Here is a 15,043-nt window from a genome sequence, read left to right on the forward strand (position 1 = left end):
ATGGGTAGCTTAGAGCAGACAGTCCACAGCACAGGTCACCACGGTCCCGCCACAGGTATTACCCGCTGGCTTTATACGACTAACCATAAAGATATTGGTACGCTCTATCTGATCTTCAGTCTGCTCATGTTCTTTATCGGTGGTTGTATGGCGCTGACCATTCGAGCCGAACTGTTTCAGCCAGGGTTGCAGTTGGTCAGGCCTGAATTTTTTAATCAGATGACCACTTCTCACGGTTTGATTATGGTGTTCGGGGCGGTGATGCCCGCTTTTGTCGGGCTGGCAAACTGGTTGATTCCGATGATGGTGGGTGCGCCGGATATGGCCCTGCCGCGGATGAATAACTGGAGCTTCTGGATATTACCCTTTGCTTTCACAATGATGCTCTCCACTCTTTTGATGGAGGGCGGCGGGCCAAACTTCGGCTGGACCTTCTACGCACCGCTTTCTACTACCTATGCCCCGCCCAGCGTGACATTTTTTATCTTTGCCGTACATATGATGGGAATCAGCTCAATTATGGGGGCGATCAATGTGATTGCCACGATCCTTAATATGCGCGCGCCCGGTATGAAACTGATGGACATGCCGCTGTTTGTCTGGACCTGGCTGATAACCGCTTTTCTTCTGATTGCGGTGATGCCAGTGCTAGCCGGTGTGGTGACCATGATGCTGATGGATATCCATTTTGGGACCAGCTTTTTCGATGCTGCAGGTGGCGGTGATCCGGTACTGTTTCAGCATGTATTCTGGTTCTTTGGTCATCCGGAGGTGTATATCATGATACTGCCGGCCTTTGGTGTGGTGTCTGAGATTATCCCCACGTTCGCCCGCAAGCGGTTGTTTGGTTATACCTCAATGGTGTATGCCACTGCGTCGATTGCGATACTCTCATTTATCGTCTGGGCGCATCATATGTTTGCCGTGGGCATGCCGCTGGCGGGTGAGCTGTTTTTTATGTATACCACGATGCTGATTGCAGTGCCCACCGGGGTTAAGGTGTTCAACTGGGTTGCCACGATGTTCCGGGGCTCGATGACCTTTGAGACGCCGATGCTGTTTGCTCTGGCATTTGTTGTGTTGTTTACCATTGGTGGCTTTTCCGGGCTGATGCTGGCGATCGCCCCAGCCGATTTCCAGTATCACGATACTTACTTTGTGGTGGCGCACTTTCACTATGTGCTGGTACCTGGCTCTATTTTTGCGATCATGGCGGCGGCCTATTTCTGGTTACCTAAATGGACCGGGCATATGTATAACGAGTCGATGGGTAAGCTGCACTTCTGGCTCTCTTTTATCGGCGTTAATGTGACGTTTTTTCCGATGCACTTTCTCGGTCTGGCGGGTATGCCGAGACGTATTCCTGATTATGCCCTGCAGTTTGCCGATTTTAATATGGTGGCAACGTTTGGTGCCTTCCTGTTTGGTTTCTCCCAGTTACTCTTTGTTTATAACCTCGTCAGCTGCATTCGCTCGGGTAAACAAGCGACGGACCGCGTTTGGGAAGGAAGCCATGGGCTTGAGTGGACTCTGCCTTCACCGCCACCGTATCACTCATTCACCGAGCCACCGGTATTCAAACACCCATACAACGAGAATGACCGAGGTGTGTGATGAATCAGCTGCAGCAGCGCAACCGCTCACTGTTAGTAAAGCTGCTAGCCGGCACCGTACTGATGTTTGGTTTCGGTTTTTTGCTGGTGCCTTTGTATGACGTTTTCTGTGACATCACCGGCCTGAATGGCAAACTGCAGAACACCGGTGCGCTGACACGGGATTATGAAATCGATAACCAGCGTGAGGTACGGGTGCAGTTTCTGGCGGTTAATAATGAATCGATGCCATGGCAGCTTCGTCCCGAGCAAGCGGAAATCTCAGTTCACCCCGGGGAGATGATGCAGACCGCTTTCACCGCGCTGAACCCTACCGGCAGGGATATGGTCGCCCAGGCGATCCCCAGTATAGCCCCATCTGAAGCGGCCCCCTATCTGCATAAAGTTAACTGCTTCTGTTTTGAACAGCAGCCTCTCGGAGCGGGTGAGGAGAGGGCGATGCCGCTGGTGCTTATGGTAGATGACGGGCTGCCGAAATATATCACCACTATCACGCTCTCTTATACTCTGTTTGATATTACCCCTGAATCCAGCCCGGTTAGCGGTATTGCCGTTGAACCTGCGAGGAGTGTTCTATGAGTACTCAGGCTTACTACGTACCGGCCCAAAGCCGCTGGCCAATTCTGGCCTCGGTGTCGCTGTTTCTGATCGCTTTTGGTGCCGGAACTCTGATCAATGCAATGAGTGCCGATACCGGAGGCGGTCTTGGACTGAGTTTGCTGTTGATTGGCGCCCTCTGTATGGGACTTATTCTGACCGGCTGGTTTGGTCATGTGATTGATGAGAGCCGCAGGGGACTTTATTCCGACCAGATGGACCGTTCGTTCCGCTGGGGAATGAGCTGGTTTATTTTCTCTGAAGTTATGTTTTTCGCGGCCTTCTTTGGCACCTTGTTCTATGTTCGAAATCTGTCGGTACCCTGGCTGGGAGGCGAGGGGGAGAAAGGTGTTGCCAATATGTTGTGGCAAGGGTTTGAAGCTACCTGGCCGCTGATGAAAACGCCGGATATGGCCGCCTATCCGGGCCCGGCAGGGCTTATCGATCCGCTACACCTGCCACTGGTGAATACGCTGTTGCTGTTAAGTTCCAGTGTGACTGTGACGTTTGCCCACTACCGCTTGAAACAGGATCGACGGCCTCAGGTTATTGTGTGGCTGGTACTGACCATTGCGCTTGGAACTGCATTTCTGGCCTTTCAGGCGCTGGAGTATATCGAAGCATATCACGAGTTAGGACTCACGCTTCATGCCGGTATTTATGGTGCAACGTTCTTTATTCTGACCGGATTTCACGGCATGCATGTGACGTTGGGAACCCTGATGCTGGTGATTATTTTACTGCGGGTGATTCGGGGGCATTTTGAGCCGGATCACCATTTTGGTTTCGAAGCAGTTTCCTGGTACTGGCACTTTGTTGATGTGGTCTGGGTTGGGTTATTCCTGTTTGTCTATCTGTTGTGAGGTTGACTGAGGTGATGATGGCATTAGCGGAAACGGAGTACGTAGTTTTAGTTCGCCACTGTAGAAGCCAAATAGAATGATTAGGAGAAGAAATACCGCCAGGGAGACTCTCAATATCAGGGATTGCACTGTGCGTCGGGAACGACTCTGATCCTTCAATAGAAAGTAAAGGCCTGCGAAGAGACTGATAATGATAAGAATAAACACGATAAAAATAACGATCTTAAACATATTCCGTACTCGGTTGATATGTGAACAGAACTGTTGTGAAGGGTTCCTCTTTGAGTAAAGTTCAGGGAATCCCGCTTAGCAAGTGGCTTATTGCTACTCTGGCGTTACTGCTGATCCCTCTGCTTTTATGGCTGGGACTATGGCAGCTGCAGCGGGCGGACGAAAAACAACAGTTACTGGATCACTGGAGTTCTGCCCGCACGAACCTGACTGCGTTGCCTGAGCCGGGTAATCCGGCTCAGCTGGGGGTGAGTCTGACCGGCAGTTTTGTCAATGGTGTTATTTATTTACTAGATAACCGGACAAGAGAAGGGCGACCCGGTTATGAGGTGGTTGTGCCGTTTAAACCGGATTCTCAGGCGCAGGAAGACCGGTTGGTATTGGTTAATCTGGGGTGGATAGCCGCCAGTCAGTACAGAGACCGCTTGCCTGAAATACATCCTCCACGGGGCGTTATCAGCCTGAGTGGCAGGCTTGTAACTCCGACCCCGACCATTCAGCTTCACCCTGATAGCTGGCAGCAGGATGGGCGGGTAAGAATACAGCAACTGGATATGGTGCGATTAGCACTGCGACATCCGGGATTATATCCGGCGGTGATACGTCTTGATAACTCTTTGTTGCCAGAACTGAGTATCGGTTGGCCAGTGGTGAATATGTTGCCTGAAAGACATATCGGTTATGCCATCCAGTGGTTTGGTCTGGCGATTGTGCTGATGGGGGGATGTAGCTGGCTCATCTGGCACCGGAAACAGGAGGTATTATGAGTAAGAAAGGTTACCCGCGCACAGTTTTCTGGCTGGTCTGGGCTGTCGCACTGCTGCCTTTATTGGGGGCTTCAATGGCATATTTCTCAGGCTGGCGGCCTGCTGAGCAAATTACTGAAGGAGAGCTCTATCCCCCGGGGGTGACACTTGCCGATTTGCAACTGGAAAATCAGCCGCTAACAGCAGAGGGTAACTGGCAACTGATTCTTCTGGTGGACAATACCTGCGCGGACGAGTGTCGTCACTGGCAGACTCTGTTACCGAATCTTCAGGCATCTCTGGGAAAGGACCGTGACCGTTTACTTTGGCAGGAAGTGGATAGCAGTCAGCTGGGGGCAGGTTTATTACTGGCTGATCCGCGGGGTTTTATGGTTACCCGTTATAGTCTGTCACTTCCGCCTAAGGTCGTTATAAAAGATCTGAAACGACTATTACGTATATCCAAGGTGGGATGAGATGAGTAACCGGCGTCCCCTATATATCTGCTATCTGGCAATAGTGCTGGCTGTGATGGTTATTCTTATGGGCGGCTGGACCCGCATTATGGATGCTGGGCTGGGCTGCCCTGACTGGCCGGGGTGTTTCGGGCAAATTACGGCCCCGGTCTCTGCCGCGCATATCGCCGAGGCGCAACAAAATTTTGCCGGTGCTGAGGTTGATGTTACGAAAGGCTGGCTGGAGATGATACACCGCTATATGGCCTCACTATTGGGTCTTTTTATACTCCTGCTGGCCTATTTTGCGTGGCAAAGACGGAAAAAGTCTGATTATCCGGTTCGTCTGTCATTTCTTTTACTGATTCTGGTGATCGCCCAGGGGCTGTTTGGGATGTGGACGGTGACTTTGAAGCTGCTGCCAGCGGTTGTTGCCGGGCATTTGCTGGGGGGCTTGATGACCCTGACTCTGCTTATTCTTCTGGCGGGTAAGTTGCGTCCGATGGCAGTGCCTGGCACCCCGTCAAGGGGGCGATGGGTCATGCGTATAGCCGTGTTGGTGCTGTTTATACAGATGCTGCTGGGGGGCTGGACCAGCGCCAATTATGCAGGCTGGGCCTGTACTCACTGGTTCAGTTGTGTCGAAGGCCAGCGCACGGCGCTGGATTTCAGCTCGGGTTTTAGTTTTAGTCTTGAGACCGGTCAGAACCATCAGGGCGGAACCCTGTCACAGCCGGCAAGAGCCGCGATACAGATGACACATAGAGCAGGGGCTCTGGTTGTTACGGCAGTTATGTTGCTGGCGGGAGCGTTAGCGCTGCGCAGCAGCGCAAGCAGAAAACCGGCTTTTGTGCTGTTTGCCCTGTTGATATTCCAGCTTTGTTTGGGAGGTGCCAATGTCGTTTATGGGGTCCCCATCTGGCTGGCATGGTTACATCATGCGGGTGCTGTATCACTGTTGCTGTGCCTGTTATGGCTTAAGATACGTTACGAATCGGAGGTTCACTATGAATAATAGTCAACAGCGGGTGTTCACTTCACCATTGGCCCTGTGCCGTGACTATCTTGAACTATGTAAGCTCAGGGTGGTGGCTGTGATGCTGCTTACCGCTATTGTTGGAATGTGTCTGGCGACACCTGAGTTTCCACCGATAGTAACATTGATCAGTGCAACACTTGGGATCGGATTAATGGCATCCGGTGCTGCAGCGGTCAATCATGTGATGGACCGCAATATAGATGCAAAGATGGCCAGAACCCACCGTCGGCCGTTACCGCAGGGAAAGATCGATGAGACCCGGGCGCTGCTGTTTGCTGCTTTCCTTTCTCTGTCGGGAATTACTGTGCTGATACTCTGGACCAACCTGTTAACGGCCTGGCTGACGCTGGGGGCACTAATCGGTTATGCACTGATCTATACCATGCTACTGAAGCGGGCAACACCGCTGAATATAGTAATTGGAGGAATCGCAGGCGCTGCACCGCCGCTGCTTGGCTGGGTCGCTGTAACGGGCAGGATTGAGCCGGATAGTCTGTTGCTGGTGCTGATAATCTTCGCCTGGACTCCGCCGCATTTCTGGGCGCTCTGCATCCATAAAAAAGATGATTATGCCCGTGCAGGAGTACCTATGTTGCCGGTTACACATGGTGAACGATATACACGGTTACAAATTTTGCTTTATACCGTGTTGATGGTTTTGACTACGCTTTTCCCGTTTATGACCGGTATGAGTGGTCTTATATATCTGATGGGTGTCACGCTGTTAAATCTGAGGTTTTTCCAATGGGCTGTAAGGGTGTATCTGGCTAATGATTCCAGCGCTCCGATGTCGATGTTCTGGTTTAGTGTGAAATATATTATGTGGTTATTTGTTGTGTTATTGGTCGATCATTACGTAATAGGTCTACACTGATAAAAATGAAAAGAAAGATTTCAGCGGATTACGTGTACTGATTCTTAAGAACTGTCACAGACAGATGAAAACCGGTCGTTAAGGAGAGCACGGTAATTTAAAAACAATAGTAAGGCGGGAATGAATCCGAGCCTTGGGAGGAATGACCTATGTTTCTGCAGCATATGTGGGGAGTCATATACGACCCTAAACATGAGTGGCGAGATATACGCAAAGAGCATTACTCAATGATGCACTGCTTCTTGTCACAGATAAGCATTTTGGCGGCCATTCCGGCCCTGTCTCTTTTTATCGGAACAACCCAGATTGGCTGGAGTATATCGGGAGGGGACTTTGTTAAACTGTCGATGCAAAGTGCAATGATGGCTGCAATCGCGTTCTATGTTGCGATGTGGATAGGCGTTGGCTTTATCGCCTATGTTATCCACTGGATGGAACGGACCTATGGTGGAAAGGCCAGCCTGGATGATTGCATGGTGCTGGCGACGTTTACAGCAACGCCAATGTTTATGGCTGGCATTGTTGGTTTATATCCGGTTCTCTGGTTGAATGTGATCGTGGGAATGGTCGCGCTGGCTTATACCGTCTATCTGTTGTATACCGGGGTCCCTGAGATCATGCAGATCCCTGAAGACAGAGCGTTCTTCTTCGCGTCATCTATTCTGACTGTTGGGCTTTGTGTCCTGGTCGGTCTTCTGGCTGTGACGGTTATTATGTGGAGTACTGTAATCCCGCTCAGCTATGTTGGCGGTTAACCTCTTTCTTAGGAGCTAGACGTTGCTTCGCAACTTGCTAGTGGCTAGAACGGAAACTGCGTTTCCTGCTAGAAAAAGCAAAACAAAACATAAAAACCGCCGCGAGGCGGTTTTTATGTTTAAGGTTTAAGAGATTGTTGTTCTACAGACTCGCTTACGAAGTGGGTTTTCACAATACCCATAAAGAAGGCTCTGCTAGCGACTAGCAAGTCGCGAAGCGACGTCTAGCCAGCGGCGTAGCCGCGTTCTAGCTACTTGTCTTTTCGAAGTGCGATTTTTTTTCACAATTTCTTAACTTTTTCGTGCCGCCCTGTTGACTCCTCAGCTCCAGAATGTAGAATGCGCTCCTCGCTTGAGACAGCCACCGGAAACGGTCACTGAAACAAGTCGGGCTGTTGAGTTTAACGCCTTGATAACACAGAGTTAAATCTGTTAATCGAGTCGGGATAGCAAAACAGGAAGGCGATCAGAATGGTTTGAAAATTTACTTAAAATTCTCAAACAAAATGGTTGACTTCAACGGGGTGTTGAGTAGAATACGCACCTCGCTTGAGACGACTCACTGGCAACGGTTGAGAGTTGATAGCAACGCTCTTTAACAGATAGATCAGATAATTCGTGTGGGCGCTTGTTGAGATGAAGCACAAAAGCTTTATCAAAGTAAGCGACACATAAGTGAATTCATGCAAATGTTTTTATGCAAGTTGTTTAATGCTTTGAGCTAGATTTACCGAATGCCTTTTTCCGGCATTCTTGATTTAAACTGAAGAGTTTGATCATGGCTCAGATTGAACGCTGGCGGCAGGCTTAACACATGCAAGTCGAGCGGTAACAGAGAGTAGCTTGCTACTTTGCTGACGAGCGGCGGACGGGTGAGTAACGCGTAGAAATCTGCCTGGTAGTGGGGGATAGCCCAGAGAAATTTGGATTAATACCGCATACGCCCTACGGGGGAAAGCAGGGGACCTTCGGGCCTTGCGCTATCAGATGAGTCTGCGTCGGATTAGCTTGTTGGTGAGGTAATGGCTCACCAAGGCGACGATCCGTAGCTGGTCTGAGAGGATGATCAGCCACACTGGGACTGAGACACGGCCCAGACTCCTACGGGAGGCAGCAGTGGGGAATATTGCACAATGGGCGAAAGCCTGATGCAGCCATGCCGCGTGTGTGAAGAAGGCCTTAGGGTTGTAAAGCACTTTCAGCAGTGAGGAAAGGTTGTAGCTTAATACGCTATAGCTGTGACGTTAACTGCAGAAGAAGGACCGGCTAACTCCGTGCCAGCAGCCGCGGTAATACGGAGGGTCCGAGCGTTAATCGGAATTACTGGGCGTAAAGCGCGCGTAGGCGGTTTGTTAAGTCAGATGTGAAAGCCCCGGGCTCAACCTGGGAACTGCACCTGATACTGGCAAACTAGAGTACAGAAGAGGGTGGTGGAATTTCCTGTGTAGCGGTGAAATGCGTAGATATAGGAAGGAACATCAGTGGCGAAGGCGACCACCTGGTCTGATACTGACGCTGAGGTGCGAAAGCGTGGGGAGCAAACAGGATTAGATACCCTGGTAGTCCACGCCGTAAACGATGTCTACTAGCCGTTGGGGAACTTGATTCTTTAGTGGCGCAGCTAACGCACTAAGTAGACCGCCTGGGGAGTACGGCCGCAAGGTTAAAACTCAAATGAATTGACGGGGGCCCGCACAAGCGGTGGAGCATGTGGTTTAATTCGACGCAACGCGAAGAACCTTACCTACTCTTGAAATCCAGAGAATTCGCTAGAGATAGCTTAGTGCCTTCGGGAACTCTGTGACAGGTGCTGCATGGCTGTCGTCAGCTCGTGTTGTGAAATGTTGGGTTAAGTCCCGTAACGAGCGCAACCCTTGTCCTTATTTGCCAGCACGTAATGGTGGGAACTCTAAGGAGACTGCCGGTGACAAACCGGAGGAAGGTGGGGACGACGTCAAGTCATCATGGCCCTTACGAGTAGGGCTACACACGTGCTACAATGGCCGGTACAGAGGGCCGCAACCCCGCGAGGGTGAGCAAATCTCAGAAAACCGGTCGTAGTCCGGATTGGAGTCTGCAACTCGACTCCATGAAGTCGGAATCGCTAGTAATCGCGAATCAGAATGTCGCGGTGAATACGTTCCCGGGCCTTGTACACACCGCCCGTCACACCATGGGAGTGGATTGCACCAGAAGTAGCTAGCTTAACCTTCGGGAGGGCGGTTACCACGGTGTGGTTCATGACTGGGGTGAAGTCGTAACAAGGTAGCCCTAGGGGAACCTGGGGCTGGATCACCTCCTTAAACGATAGCGGATTCTTAGCAAGCGTTCACACGAATTATCTGATCACTGATAAAGAGAGCATATTGGTTCTGACCGATTGAAGGCTTGTAGCTCAGCTGGTTAGAGCGCACCCCTGATAAGGGTGAGGTCGGTGGTTCAAGTCCACTCAGGCCTACCACTTTCCCGGGCGAAAAGCTTGAGTGGTGGTTAGTTAGAACTGAAGATAGTCGCTCATCTGGGGCTATAGCTCAGCTGGGAGAGCGCCTGCTTTGCACGCAGGAGGTCTGCGGTTCGATCCCGCATAGCTCCACCATTTTGCGCCTTGATTGACACAAAATATGGCTGATAAATTATCTGATTGCTCGTCTGAAAGTCTTAAAAAATAAACATCTGCTGATGTTTATCTTTTAAAGCTTTTAGCTTTATACGCTCTTTAACAATTGAATCCTGTAACAAAACGAGAAAAATGTACAAGCGCTAATCCGGCGTAAATGTATCGTTATTTCAGCGTCATCTTTAAGATGACAAAGAAGTTTTATCAGTGACTTTGACAGACCCTTTTGGGTTATATGGTCAAGTGACTAAGCGTGCACGGTGGATGCCTTGGCAGTCAGAGGCGATGAAGGACGTGGTAACCTGCGATAAGGTTCGGTGAGTCGGTAAACAGACTTTGACCCGGACATTTCCGAATGGGGAAACCCACCCAGTATAAGCTGGGTATCTCTTAAGTGAATACATAGCTTTTGAGAGGCGAACCCGGGGAACTGAAACATCTAAGTACCCGGAGGAAAAGAAATCAACCGAGATTCCCCTAGTAGCGGCGAGCGAACGGGGACCAGCCCTTAAGCTACTTTAACGTTAGCAAAACACTCTGGAAAGTGTGGCCATAGTGGGTGATAGCCCCGTATGCGAAAGCGTTTTAGTAGTGAAATCGAGTAGGACGGGACACGTGATATCCTGTCTGAATATGGGGGGACCATCCTCCAAGGCTAAATACTCCTGACTGACCGATAGTGAACCAGTACCGTGAGGGAAAGGCGAAAAGAACCCCTGTGAGGGGAGTGAAATAGAACCTGAAACCGTGTACGTACAAGCAGTGGGAGCGGTCCTTGAGACCGTGACTGCGTACCTTTTGTATAATGGGTCAGCGACTTAATTTTAGTAGCAAGGTTAACCGTATAGGGGAGCCGTAGGGAAACCGAGTCTTAATAGGGCGTGCAGTTGCTAGGATTAGACCCGAAACCGAGCGATCTATCCATGGGCAGGTTGAAGGTTGAGTAACATCAACTGGAGGACCGAACCGACTACCGTTGAAAAGTTAGCGGATGACCTGTGGATCGGAGTGAAAGGCTAATCAAGCTCGGAGATAGCTGGTTCTCCTCGAAAGCTATTTAGGTAGCGCCTCGTGTCTCACCATTGGGGGTAGAGCACTGTTTCGGCTAGGGGGTCATCCCGACTTACCAACCCGATGCAAACTCCGAATACCAATGAGTGCAATCACGGGAGACACACGGCGGGTGCTAACGTCCGTCGTGAAAAGGGAAACAACCCAGACCGTCAGCTAAGGTCCCAAAGTTATGGTTAAGTGGGAAACGATGTGGGAAGGCTTAGACAGCTAGGAGGTTGGCTTAGAAGCAGCCACCCTTTAAAGAAAGCGTAATAGCTCACTAGTCGAGTCGGCCTGCGCGGAAGATATAACGGGGCTCAAACCATACACCGAAGCTACGGACGCTGTTTACAGCGTGGTAGAGGAGCGTTCTGTAAGCCGTTGAAGGGAAAGCTGTAAGGCATCCTGGAGGTATCAGAAGTGCGAATGCTGACATGAGTAACGATAAGGGGAGTGAAAAACTTCCCCGCCGGAAGACCAAGGGTTCCTATCCAATGCTAATCAGGGTAGGGTGAGTCGACCCCTAAGGCGAGGCTGAAGAGCGTAGTCGATGGGAAACAGGTTAATATTCCTGTACTTCTTGTTATTGCGATGGAGTGACGGAGAAAGCTAGGCCAGCACGGCGTTGGTTGTCCGTGTTTAAGGTTGTAGGTTTAGGACTTAGGAAAATCCGGGTCCTTCTAGACTGAGAATTGATGACGAGCCCTCTTTTGGGTGAAGTGGTTGATGCTATGCTTCCAGGAAAAACTTCTAAGCTTCAGATAACAAGAAATCGTACCCCAAACCGACACAGGTGGTCAGGTAGAGAATACCAAGGCGCTTGAGAGAACTCGGGTGAAGGAACTAGGCAAAATGGTACCGTAACTTCGGGAGAAGGTACGCCGGTGCTGGTGATGGGACTTGCTCCCTAAGCTGGCGCTGGTCGAAGATACTAGGTGGCTGCGACTGTTTATTAAAAACACAGCACTCTGCAAACACGAAAGTGGACGTATAGGGTGTGACGCCTGCCCGGTGCTTGAAGGTTAATTGATGGGGTTAGCTTCGGCGAAGCTCTTGATCGAAGCCCAAGTAAACGGCGGCCGTAACTATAACGGTCCTAAGGTAGCGAAATTCCTTGTCGGGTAAGTTCCGACCTGCACGAATGGCGTAACGATGGCCACACTGTCTCCACCCGAGACTCAGTGAAATTGAAATTGCGGTTAAGATGCCGTATATCCGCGGCTAGACGGAAAGACCCCGTGAACCTTTACTATAGCTTCGCAGTGGACTTTGATATTACTTGTGTAGGATAGCTGGGAGGCTTTGAAATCTGGACGCCAGTTCAGATGGAGCCAATCTTGAAATACCAGCCTGGTACTATTGAGGTTCTAACTCAGGTCCCTTATCGGGATCGAGGACATTGTGTGGTGGGTAGTTTGACTGGGGCGGTCTCCTCCCAAAGAGTAACGGAGGAGTACGAAGGTGCGCTCAGCATGGTCGGAAATCATGCATCGAGTATAAAGGCATAAGCGCGCTTGACTGCGAGACAGACACGTCGAGCAGGTACGAAAGTAGGTCTTAGTGATCCGGTGGTTCTGTATGGAAGGGCCATCGCTCAACGGATAAAAGGTACTCCGGGGATAACAGGCTGATACCGCCCAAGAGTTCACATCGACGGCGGTGTTTGGCACCTCGATGTCGGCTCATCACATCCTGGGGCTGAAGCCGGTCCCAAGGGTATGGCTGTTCGCCATTTAAAGTGGTACGCGAGCTGGGTTTAGAACGTCGTGAGACAGTTCGGTCCCTATCTGCCGTGGACGTTTGAGATTTGAGAAGAGTTGCTCCTAGTACGAGAGGACCGGAGTGAACGAACCTCTGGTGTTCGGGTTGTCATGCCAATGGCATTGCCCGGTAGCTATGTTCGGACAGGATAACCGCTGAAAGCATCTAAGCGGGAAGCCCCCTTCAAGATGAGATCTCACTGGGGCCTTGAGCCCCCTGAAGAGCCGTTCAAGACCAGGACGTTGATAGGCTGGGTGTGTAAGCGTTGTGAGGCGTTGAGCTAACCAGTACTAATTGCTCGTGAGGCTTGACCATATAACGCCAAAAGCGTTTGGGTTAGCTGATAGATTAAGATACATTGCGGCTGAATAAAACAGCCACGGATTAGAGTTTGTACATAACTCTCCGATTACAGGATTCGAATGACGCTTTGAACAGATAAGCAAACGCTTTAGTTCAAATCGTTAGAGCAACCAGTTTTGCTTGGCGACAATAGCGAGATGGAACCACCCGATCCCTTACCGAACTCGGAAGTGAAACGTCTTAGCGCCGATGGTAGTGTGGAGCTTCTCCATGCGAGAGTAGGTCATCGCCAAGCACCTAATTACGAAACAGCCCCGATCATGCGAATGATCGGGGCTTTTTTCGTTTAAGGCGCGTTAACAAAGACGTGGCTAGACGCGACTGCGTCGCTTGCTGGAACGGCGCTACGCGCCTGCTAGTGGCTAGATGTGAAATTCAGAGAGGTTGTTCACAACTCGGTTGTATTGGAAGCTGTTGGTTGCGAAATCAATAGCCCTTTAAACAGAGGAGTGAACAACCATGCACAAGAATGCAAAATCTAGCCTCCATAGTCGAGTTTTAATTGTCAAAAAACATCTTGAAGAAGATGTGTCTGTCTCCGAACTGGCTGGCTTTTTCGAGGTATCTAAAAGCCTAATCTATCGCTGGATCAGGCGCTATCATCAAGAAGGTCTCAATGGACTTCGAGATCGCAAAAGTCGACCTAAACGCATCGCATCGCGAACGCTTTATTGGCAAGAGCAAGCGATAAAAGCGCTGGCCCTGGGTGGCTGGTCACAAACAGATATTGCTGCCACACTCAAGATGCCGCTGTCGACTGTCTGTGTTGTTGCCCATCGCATGTGTGGTCACCTGCTGAAAAAGACAGAGCCAGTCCGTCGTTATGAATACGATGAGCCAGGAGGGCTAATTCACTTCGATATCAAGCGTGTCGCACGTTTCAGTCAGCCAGGCCACCGCAAGACAGGCGTCCGTAAAGTGATGACCAAAGGTGCTGGCTGGGAATACGTGCATATCTGTATCGATGATTATACTCGATGGAGCCATGCAGAAGTTCACCCAAGGCAATCTGCTAAGGATGCTGTCAGGTTCTTTGAAAACACCCTCAAAATACTGAAAGCAATGGACGTGAAGGTAAAACGGGTGCTGACGGATAATGGTAAGTGCTACACCAGCAGAGCCTTTAGAAATGCCGTCAAAACGATCGGTGCACGCCCCATGAATACGCGCCCCTATCGCCCTCAGACAAACGGTAAAGCGGAACGTTTTATACAGACGCTGATTCGGGAGTGGTCTTACGGTAAACTGTATAACAATTCTGCTCAGCGAAATGCGAAACTATCCTGTTATCTGAAGTGGTATAACCTTGTCAGACCACATGGTAGTTTAAACAAGCAACCACCTATAAGCCGGTTACTTGTGAACAACGTATCTGAAATCTACAGCTAGAAAAGCGCCTTCGCTGCAGGATGCAGCTCCTACCCATTTACGGCACCCTCGGCGGTGAGGCTGTTTTAAAGGCTTCGTTGTCGCATGTTATAATCGTTGTAAAATTAATGTTTTTATCTGGCAAGTGGCGTCACCACGTTTTACCACTGCTAGGGTGACGCAACCGTGATCTAGCCTCTGCTCTTTATCGAAGGTACTTTATGTCTGAAACAACGCTGTATATCTTGATTGTGGCAAATCTGCTTATCGTGACAGGTCTTGGGATTTATATCCTGCGTCTGGTTCGGCTGCAGAAACAGAAGCGGATTAACGCTGAGCTCAAACTGCAGAAAATAGCAGCAGAAGTCAGACAGCATCGTCTGCATATTATTGAGAGTCTGCAGGTGATTGGTAGGGCTATACTAAGTGGGGAGATACCACTCACTGAGGCTAGCATCAGGTGTAAAGTGTTGTTGGATAATTTAGACCCGCAACTGGCTCAGTCAGAAGCTTATAACGTCTTTAATGAGGTCTATGAACAGAGTAAGCATATTCCACGTATGGAGGCCTGGAAAAAGCTCAGAGGGCCTGAGAAGCTTGAATATATAGCACAGATGGATAGATTTGAGACTGACTATAGTGATCAGGTTACCAGCGCTGCAAAGTGTTTACTGGTTCAGGATTTCAATCGCTATCATTGAGGTGTAG

The 15,043-nt window shown here is 50.1% G+C and carries 11 protein-coding genes, 2 tRNA genes and 3 rRNA genes; 15 read left to right on the forward strand and 1 reads right to left on the reverse strand.

Annotated elements, in window-relative coordinates:
• Genes ctaD through KDX31_00460 form a run of 3 tightly spaced genes read left to right on the forward strand, consistent with a single transcriptional unit; the run spans position 1 to position 3,073 of the window.
• On the forward strand, positions 1-1,614 hold the full coding sequence (gene ctaD, locus KDX31_00450) for a cytochrome c oxidase subunit I (GenBank protein ID UTW03560.1): 1,614 nt from the start codon (positions 1-3) through the stop codon (positions 1,612-1,614).
• On the forward strand, positions 1,614-2,192 hold the full coding sequence (locus KDX31_00455) for a cytochrome c oxidase assembly protein (GenBank protein UTW03561.1): 579 nt from the start codon (positions 1,614-1,616) through the stop codon (positions 2,190-2,192). The genes ctaD and KDX31_00455 overlap by 1 nt, the downstream gene beginning before the upstream one ends.
• A complete protein-coding gene (locus KDX31_00460) occupies positions 2,189-3,073 on the forward strand; it encodes a cytochrome c oxidase subunit 3 (GenBank protein UTW03562.1) in 885 nt (294 codons plus the stop codon). Before KDX31_00455 ends, KDX31_00460 begins: the two co-directional genes overlap by 4 nt.
• Here the strand turns inward: KDX31_00460 and KDX31_00465 are convergent.
• Entirely contained in the window at positions 3,047-3,304 is a 258-nt protein-coding gene (locus KDX31_00465) for a twin transmembrane helix small protein (GenBank protein ID UTW03563.1), read from the reverse strand. The genes KDX31_00460 and KDX31_00465 overlap by 27 nt on opposite strands.
• 50 nt (positions 3,305-3,354) lie before the next feature.
• On the opposite strand from KDX31_00465, the gene KDX31_00470 reads away from it, so the two are divergent.
• The 12 genes from KDX31_00470 to KDX31_00525 all read left to right on the forward strand — a co-directional run bounded on the left by KDX31_00470 (position 3,355) and on the right by KDX31_00525 (position 15,036).
• On the forward strand, positions 3,355-4,071 hold the full coding sequence (locus tag KDX31_00470) for an SURF1 family protein (protein UTW03564.1): 717 nt from the start codon (positions 3,355-3,357) through the stop codon (positions 4,069-4,071).
• Entirely contained in the window at positions 4,068-4,526 is a 459-nt protein-coding gene (locus KDX31_00475) for a hypothetical protein (GenBank protein ID UTW03565.1), read from the forward strand. Before KDX31_00470 ends, KDX31_00475 begins: the two co-directional genes overlap by 4 nt.
• A gap of 1 nt (position 4,527) precedes the next feature.
• On the forward strand, positions 4,528-5,520 hold the full coding sequence (locus tag KDX31_00480; GenBank protein ID UTW03566.1) for a COX15/CtaA family protein: 993 nt from the start codon (positions 4,528-4,530) through the stop codon (positions 5,518-5,520).
• Complete coding sequence (locus KDX31_00485) at positions 5,513-6,418, forward strand: heme o synthase (GenBank protein ID UTW03567.1); 906 nt, start codon at positions 5,513-5,515, stop codon at positions 6,416-6,418. The genes KDX31_00480 and KDX31_00485 overlap by 8 nt, the downstream gene beginning before the upstream one ends.
• A 149-nt stretch (positions 6,419-6,567) precedes the next feature.
• The gene (locus KDX31_00490; protein ID UTW03568.1) at positions 6,568-7,173 is read left to right on the forward strand and encodes a YIP1 family protein; all 606 of its coding nucleotides are present in this window, start codon (positions 6,568-6,570) and stop codon (positions 7,171-7,173) included.
• Between the two features lie 760 nt (positions 7,174-7,933).
• Positions 7,934-9,476, forward strand: a 16S ribosomal RNA gene (locus KDX31_00495).
• 81 nt (positions 9,477-9,557) lie between these two features.
• Positions 9,558-9,634 (forward strand) — tRNA-Ile (locus KDX31_00500).
• 59 nt (positions 9,635-9,693) lie between these two features.
• Positions 9,694-9,769 (forward strand) — tRNA-Ala (locus KDX31_00505).
• A 258-nt stretch (positions 9,770-10,027) separates the two neighbouring features.
• Positions 10,028-12,919 (forward strand): 23S ribosomal RNA (locus KDX31_00510).
• Positions 12,920-13,086: 167 nt separating this feature from the next.
• Positions 13,087-13,202: ribosomal RNA gene (rrf, locus tag KDX31_00515) — 5S ribosomal RNA — on the forward strand.
• The 16S, 23S and 5S rRNA genes sit together here with 2 tRNA genes alongside, the layout of an rRNA operon.
• 224 nt (positions 13,203-13,426) lie before the next feature.
• Entirely contained in the window at positions 13,427-14,356 is a 930-nt protein-coding gene (locus tag KDX31_00520; GenBank protein UTW03569.1) for an IS481 family transposase, read from the forward strand.
• A gap of 200 nt (positions 14,357-14,556) precedes the next feature.
• Positions 14,557-15,036, forward strand: coding sequence for a DUF2489 domain-containing protein (locus KDX31_00525; protein ID UTW03570.1), 480 nt, complete (start codon positions 14,557-14,559; stop codon positions 15,034-15,036).
• Positions 15,037-15,043 lie beyond the last annotated feature (7 nt).

The sequence above is a fragment of the Amphritea atlantica genome, from assembly GCA_024397875.1.
GTDB lineage: Bacteria > Pseudomonadota > Gammaproteobacteria > Pseudomonadales > Balneatricaceae > Amphritea > Amphritea atlantica_B.